This is a genomic window from Burkholderia stagnalis (genome assembly GCF_039848545.1).
Classification (GTDB): Bacteria; Pseudomonadota; Gammaproteobacteria; order Burkholderiales; family Burkholderiaceae; genus Burkholderia; species Burkholderia stagnalis.
In genome coordinates this window covers 310,146-325,891 of record NZ_CP156685.1, presented here as the reverse complement: position 1 = coordinate 325,891, position 15,746 = coordinate 310,146, and the positions used below count along the sequence as shown (strand labels likewise).

11 protein-coding genes are annotated in these 15,746 nt (G+C 70.4%); 5 read left to right on the top strand and 6 right to left on the bottom strand.

The features are described 5' to 3' along the window. Nucleotides 1-133: 133 nt before the first annotated feature. On the bottom strand, nucleotides 134-634 hold the full coding sequence (locus ABFO07_RS01580; protein ID WP_059892111.1) for a DUF523 domain-containing protein: 501 nt from the start codon (nucleotides 632-634) through the stop codon (nucleotides 134-136). Nucleotides 635-794: 160 nt separating this feature from the next. Here ABFO07_RS01580 and ABFO07_RS01575 point away from each other — a divergent pair, with 160 nt between their 5' ends. Beyond that, a complete protein-coding gene (locus tag ABFO07_RS01575) occupies nucleotides 795-1,919 on the top strand; it encodes a hypothetical protein (protein ID WP_347468138.1) in 1,125 nt (374 codons plus the stop codon). 163 nt (nucleotides 1,920-2,082) lie between these two features. After that, nucleotides 2,083-3,645 carry a TIGR04222 domain-containing membrane protein gene (locus ABFO07_RS01570; protein WP_347468136.1) on the top strand — a complete coding sequence of 521 codons (1,563 nt, stop codon included), beginning with the start codon at nucleotides 2,083-2,085 and terminating at the stop codon, nucleotides 3,643-3,645. A 49-nt stretch (nucleotides 3,646-3,694) separates the two neighbouring features. On the opposite strand, the gene ABFO07_RS01565 is transcribed toward ABFO07_RS01570, so the two are convergent. The 5 genes from ABFO07_RS01565 to ABFO07_RS01545 all read right to left on the bottom strand — a co-directional run bounded on the left by ABFO07_RS01565 (nucleotide 3,695) and on the right by ABFO07_RS01545 (nucleotide 11,251). Further along, nucleotides 3,695-7,060 (bottom strand): glycosyltransferase family protein, encoded by a 3,366-nt coding sequence (locus tag ABFO07_RS01565; RefSeq protein ID WP_347468135.1) that lies wholly within the window; start codon nucleotides 7,058-7,060, stop codon nucleotides 3,695-3,697. Further along, the gene (gene rffA, locus ABFO07_RS01560; RefSeq protein WP_059563917.1) at nucleotides 7,057-8,214 is read right to left on the bottom strand and encodes a dTDP-4-amino-4,6-dideoxygalactose transaminase; all 1,158 of its coding nucleotides are present in this window, start codon (nucleotides 8,212-8,214) and stop codon (nucleotides 7,057-7,059) included. The genes ABFO07_RS01565 and rffA overlap by 4 nt, the downstream gene beginning before the upstream one ends. 146 nt (nucleotides 8,215-8,360) lie before the next feature. After that, nucleotides 8,361-9,083, bottom strand: a complete 723-nt coding sequence (locus ABFO07_RS01555) for a WbqC family protein (protein ID WP_060351695.1) — start codon at nucleotides 9,081-9,083, stop codon at nucleotides 8,361-8,363. Further along, the gene (locus ABFO07_RS01550; RefSeq protein ID WP_347468132.1) at nucleotides 9,080-10,465 is read right to left on the bottom strand and encodes an NAD(P)/FAD-dependent oxidoreductase; all 1,386 of its coding nucleotides are present in this window, start codon (nucleotides 10,463-10,465) and stop codon (nucleotides 9,080-9,082) included. The genes ABFO07_RS01555 and ABFO07_RS01550 overlap by 4 nt, the downstream gene beginning before the upstream one ends. After that, a complete protein-coding gene (locus tag ABFO07_RS01545) occupies nucleotides 10,466-11,251 on the bottom strand; it encodes a class I SAM-dependent methyltransferase (RefSeq protein ID WP_059563920.1) in 786 nt (261 codons plus the stop codon). A 567-nt stretch (nucleotides 11,252-11,818) separates the two neighbouring features. On the opposite strand from ABFO07_RS01545, the gene ABFO07_RS01540 reads away from it, so the two are divergent. Genes ABFO07_RS01540 through ABFO07_RS01530 form a run of 3 tightly spaced genes read left to right on the top strand, consistent with a single transcriptional unit; the run spans nucleotide 11,819 to nucleotide 15,746 of the window. Next, the gene (locus tag ABFO07_RS01540) at nucleotides 11,819-13,606 is read left to right on the top strand and encodes a tetratricopeptide repeat protein (protein ID WP_060017392.1); all 1,788 of its coding nucleotides are present in this window, start codon (nucleotides 11,819-11,821) and stop codon (nucleotides 13,604-13,606) included. Beyond that, nucleotides 13,603-14,544, top strand: coding sequence for a UDP-glucuronic acid decarboxylase family protein (locus ABFO07_RS01535; RefSeq protein ID WP_059564019.1), 942 nt, complete (start codon nucleotides 13,603-13,605; stop codon nucleotides 14,542-14,544). Before ABFO07_RS01540 ends, ABFO07_RS01535 begins: the two co-directional genes overlap by 4 nt. Further along, nucleotides 14,541-15,746, top strand: coding sequence for a methyltransferase domain-containing protein (locus tag ABFO07_RS01530; RefSeq protein WP_059563922.1), 1,206 nt, complete (start codon nucleotides 14,541-14,543; stop codon nucleotides 15,744-15,746). The genes ABFO07_RS01535 and ABFO07_RS01530 overlap by 4 nt, the downstream gene beginning before the upstream one ends.

The window sequence follows — 15,746 nt, the reverse complement described above, 5'->3', positions numbered from 1 at the left end:
ACAGGAAGAAACGGGCCGCCGGGTTCAGGCGCGCCACCAGCGTTGCAGCTTCGACGAGGTCGGTTTCAGGTCCATCGGGCGAGTATAGCGGAGCGCGGCCGCCGCCGCATCGGGCCGGGCGCTGCGTGCCGCCTCAATCGAGTTGCGCGAGCCTTGCACGCAGCGCGTCGATCTCCGACTCCGCGAACACCTCGATGCCATGCTGCCGCAGCAGCGCGGCCGTCACGCCCGCGCCGGGATGCTTCCGGCCCGCGAAGCTGCCGTCGTAGATGAAGCGGCTGCCGCACGACGGGCTGCCGTCGGCCAGCAGCGCGAAACCGCAGCCATGCGCGCGCGCGAGGCCCAGCGCGACCTGTGCGCCCGCGATGTAAGGCGCGGTGACGTCCTTGCCCGTTGTCTCGACGACCCGCGCGCCGCCCGCCAGCACCTGCTGGCCCGATGCGCCATCCGCGATTTCCGCCGGCGGGCGAGGCACGCCGAAGCCCGCCGCCAGCTCGGGGCAGACGGGCACGATGCGCCCGTCTTGCCGCCATTCGTCGAGCGCGCGATGCGCGGCGGTCTTGGCCGCGCCGTTGTAACGCACCGGCTGGCCGAGCAGGCATGCGCTGACCAGGATCTTCTGCTTCGTCTGCAATGTCGCCCCCTTGTGCGGGACCGTGGAACGGACGGGGAATTTTACGTGAGCCTTACTGGCGGAGCGCCGCGTTCGCCGGGATACAATTCGCGCGAATCATCAGACGGTATCCGGGGCGCTGCAATCACGACGCGTACCGATCGACGAAGACAAGGACGCCATGAAGCATTCGATCGCCAGTCTTTCCGTTCTGGTGGCCGCCGCATTCGGTACGGCCGCGCACGCCGCGCGTGCCGAGGACATTCCGCTCGGGATGCCCGACGGATTCATCGCATCGTCGGTCGACAAGGTCGCCGACGGGCAATACTGCGTCACCGGCGAAGTCATGGACGAGATGGGCACGAAGCACGACGCATGGGTCGCGCTGGTCGATGCCGGCGCGAAGCGCGTCGCATGGCGCACGCGGCTGCCGTTCGAGCGCCCGTACGTCGGCAACGACGCGGTGCGCTGCGCGGCCGGGCAGGGCGCGTATTTCGTGCTGACGCAGGAGCGCACCCACATCGAGGAAAGCCTCAACCAGACCAAGGTGGTGCTGAACAAGCTCGGCGCGGACGGCAAGCTGCTGAAGCGCGAGCCGGTCGGCGCCGGGTTCGACGAGTGGGCCTACCTGCTCGACGTCGACGGCAACGCTGTGACGGTCGCGGGCGGCACGAGCGACGCGCTCGAGCGCAAGGGCAAGCTCGGCAATTACGTCGCGCGCTTCGACACGCAGCTTGCGCGCGCTGGCGTGACGACGATCCCGAACGGCGCGTTCTGGACCGGCACGACCGCGGCGCTTTCCGCGAACCAGTTGCGCGTCGCCGGACAGTTCATGCCGAACGCGGGCGGCGCGTCGGGCGGCCGCGAGGGCTTCGCGGTGTCGCGGATCAACGTCGACCAGCACAAGTACCAGTCGTCGACTTACGTGTCGCCACCCGACGCGCGTGTAGAGGCATCGGCGTTCAGCGCGGACGGCGCCGCGTACTACGTCGCGACCACGCCGACGGCGCTGTCGGTGGCGGTCGTCTCGCCGGCCGGCAAGCTCGCGCAGCAGTTCACGACGCGCAAGATCGTGTGCGATCTCGCATCGATCGGCGTGACCGGCTCGACGATCACCGTGATCGGCACGACATGCGACAAGCCGGCGGCCGGCACGCTCGCGACGATCGACCTGTCGACGCGCCAGGCCACGACGACGCGCCGCATCGCGGGCGACGTGCGCGTCGCGCGTGTCGACGGCAATGCGTGGGTCGGTGTGGTCGATGCCGGCAAGCGCGGCCTCGTGCTGCGGCGTGACGCGCCATAGCGTGGCGTGGCGCGCGACGGCACACCGAACGCCGGGCCATCGCGCATGCAGGCGGACGATGCACCCCGTATTCCACCCGCCGCACCCCCATGCGAGAATCCCCCGCAACGACAACAGCAAGCGTCGATCGCGGCGGCCGTCCGCGCATCGCGCGACCCCTCCGATGGCTCGCTTCCCGTCTTCCCCGGCCGCGGCCGATGCACGCGCGCTGACCGAACCGCAGCGCGCGCTGCTCGCGCGCCTGCAGGCCTATTCGCCGGACGCGCCCGATGCGCCGCAGCCTTACAGCCGCCGCCTCGCCGACGCGCAAGGCTGGACGCACGCGCACGCGCTGGGCGTCATCGACGAATACAAGCGCTTCGCGTTCCTCGCACAGGCGGCCGGCCATCCGGTCACGCCGTCGCACGCGGTGGACGCCGCGTGGCACCTGCATCTGCAGTACACGCGCGAATACTGGGACGTGTTCTGCGCCGACGTGCTGCGCGCGCCGCTGCACCACATGCCCGGCACCGGCGCACCGGACGAAGCCGACCGGTACGCGCGGCACTACCGGCGCACGCTCGACAGCTATCGGCGGCTGTTCGGCAGCGAGCCGCCCGAGACGATCTGGCCGCGTCCGGCGCCCGAACCGGCGGCGCGCACGCCCGATGAGCCGCACACCGTTGCGCACACCGTTGCGCACACCGAACCCTCCCGCCGCGAGCGCATCGCGCACCGCCTGCGCCGCCTGACGAGACTGTCATGGCCCGCCGCGCTGGCGAGCGTCGCGGCAACCTGCGCATCCGCGCGGGATTTCAACGTGCTGAACTTCTCCGGCCCGCAGTTCCTCGCGTTCTACGTGCCGGCCTGCGTGGCCGCACTGCTGCTGATCGCGGGCCTGCAGCGGCTCGAACACCGCTGCCGCCCGTGGGGCGCACGCCACCGTGAATCGTCACCCGACCTGAGCGCGGAGGAAGCCGGGTATCTCGCGGGCGGCGCGTCGCGGATGACGCAGGTCGCGACGCTGTCGCTCCTCCATGCGGACGCGATCTGGCTCCAGGTCCACAAGCGCGGCTCGCGGGTGCGGGTTGCCGATTCGGCACGCGCACACACGGGCCACCTGGCGGACGAATGGGCCTGGCTGAACGCGCAGCCCGGCCGAGAAACGACCTATGGGGCGTTTCGCGCGCGTCTCGCGCAGCGCGAGTCCGGCATCGTCGCCGGGCTGCGCCGCAACGGCTGGCTGTGGGCGCCCGGCGACATGCGTACGGCGCGGATCGCCGCGCGCGCGATCGCGCTGCTCGTGTTCGGCACGGGCGCGGCGAAGCTCGCGATCGGCCTGAGCCGCGGGCGGCCGGTGCTGCTCCTCATGATCTGCATGGCCGGGTTCTCGATCGGGTATCACCTCGTGAGTGCGCGCCTGAGCGGGTTCGGGCGCGGCGGCATGACGCGCGGCGGCCAGGCGGCACTGGATGCGCATGGCGAGGCGCGCCGGGACGACCGCGCCACGCCGGACGCGCTGCTGTGGGCGACCGCGCTGTTCGGTGCCGGCGCGCTCGCCGGCACCGCGTGGGCCGCGTATGCGAATCCGCTGATGGCGCCGCTGGCGATGCCTGCCGCGGCGAAAGGCGGCGGGTCGTCCGATTCGGATGGCGGCGACAGCAGTTGCTCGAGCGACTCGGGATCGAGTTCGTGCAGTTCGAGCTCATGCGGCTCGAGCGGCTGCGGCGGGTGTTCGAGCAACTGAACGGCGGGCGGGGCCGGCGGACCTCCGCGACGGCCCCGCCCGCGCAACGCTACACAGTCGTCACATCGACGGGCGCATGCGCGCCCGCATTGCCACGATCCCCCGCCTCCATGATCAGCTTCCAGTCGAAGGCCGGCAGCGCGCACAGCTGCTCGACGGTTGCCGCGTACTCCTGCGTCGTCGTGCCGAGGTAGCGCACCTTGTCGGTCCACCCGGGCAGCGCGGCCTGCGACGTGGTCACCACGACCGCGAGCAGATCCTGCTCCGGCAGCGCCGCGACTTCGTCGAGATTGAGCCGCACCTTCTCCAGGTCGCCGTGGGCGTCGAGGATCAGCACGCCGGGAATCGGCGCGTCCGTGCTTGCGGCCGGCGCGGCGGCAGGCTGGCCGGCGCATTGCAGATAGACGTCGCGATAGCGCGGCAGCGCCTGCTGCAGCGCGTGATGCTTGCGCACCTTCGCCTGCGCGGTGCGGGCGATCCGGCGGCGCAGCGCGGGTTGCGCGATCAGCCGCTCGATCGCGTCGAGCCATGCCGCCGCCGTATCGTCGACGAGCAGGCCGTCGCACCCGTCGTCGAGCGAGCAGCGATAGGCCGGCCGGTCGCTGACGATCGTCGCGATGCCGGCCGCCGCGTATTCCTGCCACCGGATCGTGCTCTTGCCCGCGTTGTAGTCGGTGTCGGCGAGCGGCAGCAGCGCGATGTCCCAGCGCCGCTCCAGCAGGCGCTGCGCGTACGCGCGGTAGTCGGCGGCCGCGGGTGCGCAGGTAGCCGCCGGATGGGACGCCCAGCCGGCCGGCACGTGCGCGCCGATGAAGCAGATCCTCACCTTGCCCGGATGGCGCGCGCAGATCGCCTGCAGCGCCGCGTCGACGAGCGCGAAATTCTCGTCGCGCAGCGCCGCGCCGGCGATGCCGATCGTCACGTACGCATCGTCGCGCGCGGTCACCGGCTGATGGAAGCGATCGAAATCGACGCAGTCGGGCAGCACGTGCACGCGCGGGTTCGACAGCCGGTAGCGGCCCGCGAGGAACGGCGTCGACACGATCACGGCCGCCGCGTTGAGCAGCGCGTACTCGAGCCCGGCGCGCGCCATGCCGCCCGGCGCGGCGAGCGGATGCGCGGCGGGCAGGTCGGTCAGCAGGTCGTCGGTTTCGTAGATCACCGGCTTCCTGAGACTGAAGATGGCCCGCAGGCCGTCGTCCGTCAGCACGCCGGGCGTCATCCGGTGCAGCAGGATGGCGTCGGCGTCAGCCAGCACGCTGCTGTCGATCCGGCCGTCGCGAATGCCCCAGACGAACTCCCACTCGTCGCGCAGCCGGTCGAACGGCTGCACGAGGCGAACCCGCGCCGACGCGCTTTCGGGCGGCTCGACCGAATACACGACGAGCCGCCTGCGGCGCGGCGCGGCGTCCGCGCTCGCGGCGCCGGGCGCCGGTGTCCGGTTCTGCTCCAGCAGCCGCGCATACAGCGCGCCGTGGCGCGCGGCGTTGCGGTTGACGTCGTGCCGCGCGCGGATCGCGTCCTGCGCGGCTGTGGCGAGCTGCGCGCGCGCCTGCGGATGCTCGATCAGGTGCGCGATCGCGTCGACCCACGCGTCGACGGCGTCGGCGACGAGCCAGCCGGTGCGGCCGTGGACGATCGCGCTGCCTGGCGCGGGCGCGGCGACGAGCACCGTGGCCGCGCCGGCCGCCGAGCATTCGAGCCACGCGCGCGGCGGATCGTCGTCGCGCAGCGTGACCGGCGACGCGACCAGCGCAATGTCGAGGTCGGCGTGCTTCAACTGGTCCGCATACGCGTCATAGGGCGCGGGCGCGGCGATCAGCGTGACGTCCGGATCGCCTTCCCAGCCGGCCGGCAGCGCCGGCCCGACGAACGACACGCGGAGCCTGCCCGGATACCGGCGGCGCAGCTCGGCCAGCGCCAGCCGGGCCTGTTCGAGACGGGGGCCGTCGAGCCCGGCGCCGGACACCGCGAGGTTCACGTGATCGCGCACGCCGGGCGCCGCACGGTGCAGCCGTTCGACGTCGATATCGGTCGGCAGCACGTGGACCGACGCGTTGACCTGCCGGTACTGCCGCGCCAGATCCTCCGACGGCACGACGAGCGCGTGCGCGCGCTGCGCGGCGTAGCGCACGTTCGCGCTGCGGCGCGCGTTGTCGGCGGCCCCGGGCGTGCCGGCGAGCAGCGTTTCGAGCGGGGCGTCGATTTCGTGGACGATCGGCTTGCCGAGCGCGAACAGCTGTTCCAGCGCGGCCGGCGACAGCAGGCCCGGCGTGTCGCCTTGCAGCACGATCAGGTCGGCGCGCTGCAGCGCGTCCGCATCGATGCCGGCGTGCGTGACGGGAAAGCTCAATTCCCATTCGTGCGCCAGCCTGGCGAACGGCTGCACGAAGCGCACGCCGGCGCGCGCGTGCTCGGCCGGCTCGGCGGTCACGACCGCGAGGCGCTTGCGCGGCGAGGCCGGCTGGCGGCCGGCGGCGCCGGCCGCCACGGCCAGCGCGTCCAGTTCGTCCGCGCGGGCCTGGGTCTTGTCGATGAACGTCTGCAGCTGCCGCCAGAACGTCTCTTCTTCCTGCAGGTACGCGTCGCGCGCTTCGTGAACGGTGGCCTTCGCGTGGGCGATCTCCTGTTCGTCGAGCGCCCACGCGATGCCCTTGCCGTCCATCACCCAGCGGTACGGCTCGGGCAGCGATGCGTCGTTCGGAATGCACACCACCGGGCAACCGCACAGCAGCGCCTCGAACGCGGCGGTCGACCACTCGTACAGGTACACGCACTCGACCTGCCGGAACAGCGCCGCGAGTTCGTGCGCGGAGCGTTCCGGCACGCGGTTGGAGATCTCGATCGAATCGGCGGTGACGGGATGCAGGCTGCCGCCGCGTATCAGATGCCGGTTGATGACGACGGCCGTGCCGCTGCGGCGCGCGTCGTCGACGCCGTCGCTGTTGAAGATGCGCGTGTCGACCAGCGGCATGCGCAGCAGGTCCGCCTGCCATCCTGCGGGCACCAGCGAGGGCCCGAACGTGAACACGAGGTCGCTCGGCTGCAGGTCGATCGCGTTGCCCTCGATGCGGCCGGGTTCGGCGAGCAGGTAGCGCGCGACGGTGCGCGTGCCGAACGGATTGCCGGAGACGATTTCCGGATAGACGGCGATCGCGCTGCGATTCGCGTCGGCGTGCGACTGCACGATGTCGTTGGTCAGCCGCGGCGTGCGCAGGTCCGGATGCATGCCATCCGTGTTGACATACGCTTCGTGGCCGAGCAGGTTCAGCACGTGGCACAGGTAGTGCATCGCGCGGACCCCGCCGGACGTCTGCCGGTATCTCGGCGCGCATACGTAGTACGGGTGGTCGAGCCGCGCAAAGATGCGCGACCCGCGGTGCGTCGGGCCGGAAGTCGGAATCGTCGTCGTCATCGGGTGCGGTAGAAATCGAAGACCACCTCGAGGATGCGGTCCTGTTCGGCTTCGGTCATGTCGTGGTACAGCGGCAGCCGCACGAGCCGGTCGGCGACGAGCTCCGTCACCGGCATGCCGGACCCGCAGCGCCCATAGCGCTGGCCGGCCGGCGAACTGTGCAGCGGCACGTAATGGAACACGGCGTTCACGCCCGCGTCGCGGATCTGCTGCAGCAGCGCGCTGCGCTCGGCGAGGTCGCGCGCGAGGAAATAGAACATGTGGCCGTTGCCGCGCTCGGCCAGCGAAATCGCGGGCAGCGCGATCAGCCCGTCCGCGTGCAGCGGCTGCAGCGCGTCCTGGTAGCGCTGCACGGTCGCGCGCCGCTGCGCGGTGATCACGTCCGCGTGCTCGAACTGCGCGTACAGGAACGCGGCGATCAGCTCGCCCGGCAGGAACGACGAGCCGACGTCGACCCACGTGTACTTGTCGACCTGCCCGCGGAAGAACTGGCTGCGGTTGGTGCCCTTCTCGCGGATGATCTCCGCGCGCTCGACGAGGCGCGGGTCGTTCACCAGCAGCGCGCCGCCTTCGCCCGAGATCACGTTCTTGGTCTCGTGGAAGCTGAGGCATGCGAGGTGGCCGAGGCTGCCGAGCGGCTTGCCGTTCCACGTCGACTGCAGCGCCTGCGCGGCGTCCTCGATCACCCACAGGCCGTGATCCTCGGCGAGCTGGCCGATCGTGTCCATGTCGCACGCGACGCCCGCGTAGTGCACCGGCACGATCGCGCGGGTGCGCTCGGTGATGGCGGCGGCGACGAGCGTCTCGTCGAGGTTCAGCGTGTCGCGGCGGATGTCGACGAACACCGGCGTCGCGCCGCGCAGCACGAACGCGTTGGCGGTCGACACGAACGTGTAGGACGGCATGATCACTTCGTCGCCGGGCTGCACGTCGGCGAGGATCGCGGCCATCTCGAGCGCGGCCGTGCACGAGTGCGTGAGCAGCGCGCGCCGGCAGCCGATGCGCGCCTCGAGCCACTGGTGGCACAGCTTCGTGAACGCCTGGTCGCCGGCCAGGCCGCCCTGCTCGACCGCCTTCGCGATGTAGTAGAGCTCCTTGCCGACCACGAACGGGCGGCCGAACGGAATGCAATCGAGGTTGGGTGGGCCGAACATGGTCAGGGTCCTCGGAAAGTGACGGGCGATCGGCGGCGCGGCGCGGGACGCGTGCCGCTCAGGCGTCCCGGCGGGCCGCGATCGCGCGGGCGCACGGGCCGTCGCCGTGCGGTTTCATGTGCCGGGATGCATGCGCGGGCATCGCGTCACGCTCGCGGGAACAGCGCGTAGCGGCGCGCGTCGGGGCCGCAGTTGAACAGCACGTCGAGCACCGTCACGCCGTGCACGAACGCGCCCCACTGCTGCGGATACTCGGGATAGGCCGGGTAGTCGAACCAGCGCACCGCGACGTTCGCTTGCGCGAACAGGTTCTCGTCCAGATAGCTGCGCGCGGCCGGGCCCGACAGGTATTCGGTGGCGCCGGCCTGCACGCACAGGTTCAGCAGCTTCTCGGTGCGATCGCCGTGCAGGTCGTAGTCCGACGACGACGAGATGCGCGTGCCGATCTCGAGCTGCTCGTTGACCCACGTCAGCAGCGTGCGGTTCAGCTCGCTCAGCGTGTCGTACCGGCGGCCGACGTAGAGCGCCTCGAGCGCGTCCGCATAGCGCGCGAAGTGCGGCGCGCGCGCGTAGTTCTGCTGCAGCCGCTTCCAGTGCTGCGGCGCCCAGTCGGCGCCGTCGATCTCGGTTTCGCGGATCGGCTGGTGATACTTGCCCTTCACCTTCACCGGCACGCTCAGCCATTGCACGCCCTGCGGCGTCTTGATCTGGTTGCGGTTGCGCCAGTCGCGGCGCGTGTACTGCGCGTCGTCGTACAGGATGAACTCGTCGCACGCGGCGATCAGGTCGAAGTAGCCCTTCCACGGGATGTAGTTCGACTGGAGGATCGCCACGCGCTTCGCGACGGGTCTCAGGGGCGTGCCGCTCATGCCGGGATGTGGCCGTACCGGTACATGTCGACCAGCTCGGGCGGAATGCCCCAGTCGGTCGCGCCGATCTGGTCGTGCAGCGCCTCGAGGTCCGCGCGCATCGAGCGCTGCAGCTGCTCGACCATGCGGTTGCGCGCCGGCTCGAAGTCGTGCTGGTACGCGGCGTTGATCTGGTGCCGCACCGTCTTCGCGATCGCGGCCTCGCGCGTCATGTTGCGGATCAGCGGCCGCTCCGGCGCGAGTTCCGCGTAGCGCGGGTCGATCGGCTCGCCGCGCATCGCGGCGACGAGGTCGCGGCACAGCACCGGCGACAGGTGGAAGCCGTCGCGCTTGGTGCCGCCGAGGATCCACAGGTCGCGCACGCTGGTCTCGCCGAACAGCGGATACAGGTCGGACGTCATCGGCCGCCAGCCCACGTTCACGTTGACGAGGTTCGCGCGGTAGAACTTGCTGTTGATCTGGTCCATCGCCGCCTTCAGCAGCGAGTACGCGCTGCCGACGTGGCCGTGGTCGATCGGCACCGGGCTGATGTAGTTGCTCGCGCCGATCAGCGTGCGGTCCGGCCCGTACGGCGCCGAATACACGCCGCAGGCGAGGCCGCGGTTGGTCGTGCGGATGCAGTGCGTGTGCACGTGCTCCTTGCTCTGCAGCTCGACCGACATGCCGATGCCGTAGAACAGCCGCTGCACCGGCAGCTCGGGCGCGCTCGCGCGCAGCACCTCGCCGAGGTTCGCGCCGTTGCAGAGCACGAAGCGGTCCGCGTCGAGCGTGCTGCCGTCGGACAGCCGCGCCGCGACGACGCGCCCGCCCGCGATGTCGAGCCGCTCGACTTCGGCATCGACGAGCGTCGTGTTGGCGGCCTGTGCGACGGAGGCCGTCAGCGCGTCGAGAAACTGCTTCGGATTGACCCAGCCCTCGCGCTTCAGGTAGAGCGCGTTCAGCGCGCGATAGCGCGGGTCCGGGTGATAGTTCGGGATGCCTGACGGATCGACGGCCTCGCAAGGCTCCTCGAATTCGCGGCAGAAGCGCTTCACCGCCGCGAAGTTCTCATCGTCGAGCGCGTCGGTCGCCGCGTTGTTGAGCACGTACGTGCCGAACCCGTGGGCGACCTCGCGCGCCGGCGTGCAGATCTCGGCAAACACGCCGGGCCAGGCCGCCGTCGCCGCGCGGCTCAGCTCGAACTTGAAGCGGTCGAGCGGCGTGCCGAGCGAGTCGCCTTCGAGTTCGGTGAACGAGTTGAGCATCGCCGCCGCCGCGCGCGTCGCCGAGCCCGGGCGCAGCGCCGGGCCGACGATCACGAGCTCGACGCCCGGGTCCGCGCGTTGCCATGCCCGGGCCGTCATCAGCCCGAGGATGCCGTTGCCGAGGATCGCGATCTTCATTTACTTGCGCCCCCGTCCGCCTTCCGGGAACGTCAGGTAGCACAGCGACGGGTATGCCTGCGTGCGGTGGATCTGGTGCGGGATCTTGCCGAGCACCTTTTGCAGGTAGTGGATGCCTTCCGCGGGCGCCTGATGGCCGCGCATCAGTTGCCACATCGCGACCACGCCGCCCGGCACGAGCCGCTCGAGCACCGCTTCGAACGCCTGCTCCGTCGGGAGCGGCACGTTCAGGTCGAACCACGCGAGCGCGATCGTCTCGCCCGGGTGCGCTTCATTGAATGCCGCCAGCGTGTCGCGGCAGTCGCCTTCCCACACATGGTGCTTGCCGTTCACGTGGCCCATCGCGTTGTTGCGCTCGTGCAGCGACAGCAGCTTGCGCAGCAGGTCCGCGTAGCCGCTTTCCACCGAATAGGTGCCGTCGGAGAACAGCTTGCGATCGCGCGAGTCGTTATCCGAGAAGCCTGCGTAGCCGGTGAACGTATCGAACGCGTGGATGCGGCGCTGGAAGTTCAGCGGCTCGAGGATCGCGCGGAAGTTCTCGCACAGCACCGCGGTCTGGCCGCGCCACGTGCCCATGTCGAGGATCGAGCCCGGCAGCTTCACGATCTGCTGGTACACCTCGAACGTGCCGAGGATCCGCGCGAGCAGCGAGCCGCGCACGAACAGGCCGAGCGAGCGCTCCAGTTCCTCGGGGGTCGCGGGATACGCGTGCAGCAGGTCGAACAGTTCGCGGCGCGCGGCGAGCTGGTCGTCGTTCGAGTTGGTGATGATGGAAGACTCGTGCATACAAAAGGCTCCAGGGGCTGAGGGTGAGACCGAACGAAGTGCCGTGGCGAAACGGGATCGCGTGCGCGACCGGCGTCCGATGCGGCAACCGGGCCCGTGCGCGTCGCGGCGCGCAAGCGGGGCGCCCGGTCGTTCGCACGGTGCAATCCGGTCATCTTTCGGGATCAAGTCTATCGAGCGCCGTCAGGATCGAATGTCGGATTAACGGGCTGTTTCACCCCGCATTTCGATGGATGCAGGGTGATCCGGCGCGGTTTTCGAGCGGCTTGCAGTCGCGGGAATAGCGACCAATTCCGGCACCTGATCGCCGAATTGGAACGTGGCGCGCGCGAGGAGAATTCGGACACGTCGGGGACTGTCCGTGCGTGCCGCAGCAGCAGGCGCGTGAAGGCGCTGCGACGCGATATCGACGGGTCATCCGTGCGCGGCGCCGCCCCCGGGGCGTTGCGAATCCGCGACCGGATGACGCGCCGCTCGCGCAATTTCCGGCTGCGCGCCCCGCGCGGCTGACGCGTCGGCGCAGGCCGCGTTTCGAACCCCGTATTGGCTAGCAGGACGACCGATCTCATGATGCCCATTTCCCCCGCCACCGCCACGATCGAGCACGCGCTGGCGCACCATCAGGCCGACCGCCTCGAAGAGGCCGAGACCCTGTACCGGCAGATCCTCGACGCCGATCCCCGGCACGCGGACGCGCTTCACCTCCTCGGCCTGATCGGCCATCAGTACGGGCGCTATCAGGAGGCCTCCGACCTGATCATGGCGGCGATCGGGATCCGGCCGGACGCGATCTACTACTACAACCTCGGCAACGTGATGCAGGCGGACAACCGCCATGCCGCCGCCGCCGAGTGCTTCCGCCTCGCGATCGAGCTTCGGCCCGACTACGTCGACGCGTACAACAACCTCGGCAACGCGCAGCGGCTCGCCGGCGACGCCCGCGCGGCCGTCGATGCGTTCTGCAAGGTCATCTCGCTGCAGGCGGACAACGCCAAGGCATACAACAACCTTGCGAACGCGCTGTTCGACCTGAACGAGATTCCGGCCGCGCTCGAGGCGTACCAGCACGCGGTCGCGCTGCGTCCCGATCTGCCTGAGCCGCGCAGCAACCTGCTGTTCGCGAGCCACTGCAGCGAGGCGTTCGACCAAGACGCGTATCTCGCCGAGGCCGCACGCTACGACGAACTCGTCACGCGCCGCGCGAAGCCGTGGACGGACTGGCTCGTCGACCTGACCGCCCGCGTCGGGCGGCCGCTGAAGGTCGGCATCGTGTCGGGCGACCTCAAGTCGCACCCGGTCGGCTATTTCATCGAGAGCATGCTGAAGCACCTCGACGCGAACCGGGTCGAGATGCATGCGTACCCGACGCGCGACGTCGAGGACGATCTCACCGCCCGCATCAAGCCGACCTTCTCGACGTGGACCTGCATCGCGGGCCTGAGCGACGAGGCGGCCGCCGCGCAGATCCGCGCGGACCGCATCGACGTGCTGCTCGACGCATCGGGTCACACGATCTACAACCGCCTGCCGCTGTTCGCGTGGAAGCCGGCGCCGCTGCAGGCGAGCTGGCCCGGCTACTTCGCGAGCACCGGCGTGCGCGCGATCGACTACGTGATCGGCGACCGCCACGTGCTGCCGCCCGCCGAGGCCACGCACTTCACCGAGCGGCCGTGGCATCTGCCGGACAGCTATCTGTGCTTCACGCCGCCGGCCGGTGCGATCGACGTCGGCGCGTTGCCGATGCTCGCGAACGGCCATCCGACGTTCGGCTATTTCGGCAAGCTCGCGAAGATCACCGATCGCGTCGTCGCGGTCTGGTCGCGCGTGCTGCAGTCGGTCGCGGGCGCGAAGCTGTTCGTGAAGGCGGAGCATCTCGACGATCCGCGCGAACAGCAGGCACTCGCCGCGCGCTTCGCGGCGCACGGCATCGACGCGCAGCGCCTGATCCTCGAAGGCCGCTCGCCGCGTGCCGAGTACCTGGCCGCGTACCGCCGCGTCGACCTGATGCTGAGCCCGTTCCCGTACCCGGGCGGCACGACGACCGCCGAGGCGCTGTGGATGGGCGTGCCCGTGCTGTGCCGGCGCGGCGGCCGGTTCCTGTCGCATATCGCCGAGAGCCTGCTGCATGCGGCGCGGCTGCCCGAGTGGATCGCGGACGACGACGACGCGTATGTCGCGAAGGCCGTCGCGCAGGTCGGCAAGCCGGCCGAGCTGGCGGTGCTGCGCACGACGCTGCGCGCGCAGGTGCTCGCGTCGCCGCTGTGCGATGCGCCCCGCTTCGCCCGCAACTTCGAGGATGCGCTGCACGCGATGTGGGCGCGCCACGTCGACGCCGCGCCGGAAGCGTCCGCGTGAACGGCGCCGCGGTCCTGATCACCGGCGGCGCGGGCTTTCTCGGCTCGCACCTGTGCGAGCGCCTCGTGCATGCCGGCCACGACGTGATGTGCGTGGACAACTTCCACACCGGCAGCAAGCAAAACATCGCACACCTGATCGGCCGCGTGAACTTCGAGGTGATCCGCCACGACGTGTGGCTGCCGCTGTACGTCGAGGCGGACCGCGTGTTCAACATGGCGTGCCCCGCGAGCCCGGTCCATTACCAGAGCGACCCCGTGTCGACGGTGAAGACGGCCGTGCTCGGCGCGATCAACATGCTCGGCCTCGCGAAGCGCTGCGGCGCGCGCATCCTGCAGGCGTCGACGAGCGAGGTGTACGGCGACGCGCAGCAGCATCCGCAGCAGGAGAGCTACTGGGGCAACGTCAACCCGAACGGGCCGCGCGCGTGCTACGACGAAGGCAAGCGCTGCGCGGAAACGCTGTTCTTCGACTACCACCGGCAGCACGGCGTCGACATCCGCGTGGTGCGGATCTTCAACACCTACGGCCCGCGCATGCGCGCCGACGACGGCCGCGTCGTGTCGAACTTCATCATGCAGGCGCTGCGCGGCGAGCCGATCACGCTGTACGGCGACGGCAGCCAGACGCGCTCGTTCTGCTACGTCGACGATCTCGTCGAAGGGCTGCTGCGGATGATGGACCAGGACGACGACACCGGCCCGATGAACCTCGGCAACCCGAGCGAGATCACGATCCGCGAGCTGGCCGAATGCGTGCTGCGCCTGACCGGCTCGAAGAGCCGGATCGAATACCGGCCGCTGCCGACCGACGATCCGCTGCAGCGCCGGCCGGACATCGGCCGCGCGCGCCAGCGGCTCGACTGGCAGCCGGGCGTGCAGCTCGAGGACGGCCTGAAGGAAACGATCGCCTACTTCCGCAACCTGGTGAAAGCATGAGTCTCAACCTGATCGACGCCGCCTGCCCCGTCTGCGCGCACGCGATCGCCGCGCCGTTCTTCGATGCCGGCGCCTGCACGCTGGCGACGCTCGCGTGGCCCGATTCCGCCGAAAGCGCGCGCGCGCTGCCGCGCCATGCGCTCGAGTTCGTGCAATGCCCGCGCTGCTCGCACGTGTGGAATCACCGCTTCCATTACGACGCGATTCCGTACCAGAGCAATCCGAACCGCATGTTCAACAGCGGCGGCATCTGGAAGGGGCATCTGGCGGCCACGCGCGACCTGCTGCTCGGCAGCCTGTCCGCGGCGCCGACCGTCGTCGAGATCGGCTGCGGCGAAGCGCACTTCGTGCGCGGCCTCGCGCAGGCGAGCACGGGCGGGCGCTTCATCGGCTTCGATCCGAACGCGAGCGTCGGCACCGGCAATGGCATCGAGTTCCATGCGCGCCTGTTCGAGCCGCTCGCCGACATGGCCGAATTCCGGCCCGACGCGATCGTGATCCGCCACGTGCTCGAACACCTGACCGAGCCGGCGAAGCTCGTCGAGCAGCTCGCGTGGGGCGCGGCGAGCCAGCCGAACCCGTGCTGGCTGTTCGCGGAGGTGCCGTGCATCGACCGCGTGTTCGAGACCGAGCGCCTCGCGGATTTCTTCTACGAGCACGTATCGCAGTTCACGACCGAATCGTTCCGCGCGCTGATGGCGCGCGCCGGCGAGATCGTCACGCTCGCGCACGGCTACGACGGCGAGGTCGTCTATGCGCTGGTGCGGCTCGGCGTGCCGGCGCCCGTGCGCGCGCGCGCCGATGCGGCGGCGCGCTTCGCGGCCCGCACGGTCGCGCATCGCGCCGATATCGCGCAACAGCTTGCCGAGCTGGCCGAGTCGGGCCGGCGGGTCGCGATCTGGGGCGGCACCGGCAAGGCGGCGGCGTTCATCCATCACTTCGACGCCGACGCGGCCCGCTTCCCGCTCGTCGTCGATTCCGATCCCGACAAGGTCGGCACCTGCGTGCCGGGCACCGGGCAGCAGATCGTGTTCCGCGACGCGCTGAAAGCCGCGCCGGCCGACGTGATCATCATCCCGACCCAGTGGCGCGCGCGCGACATCGTCGCCGAGATGGCCCGCGAAGGGATCGCCGCGTCGGCCGTGATGATCGAGCACGGCGGCCGGCTGATCGATTTCGGACGCGATCCGCATCCGTATTGA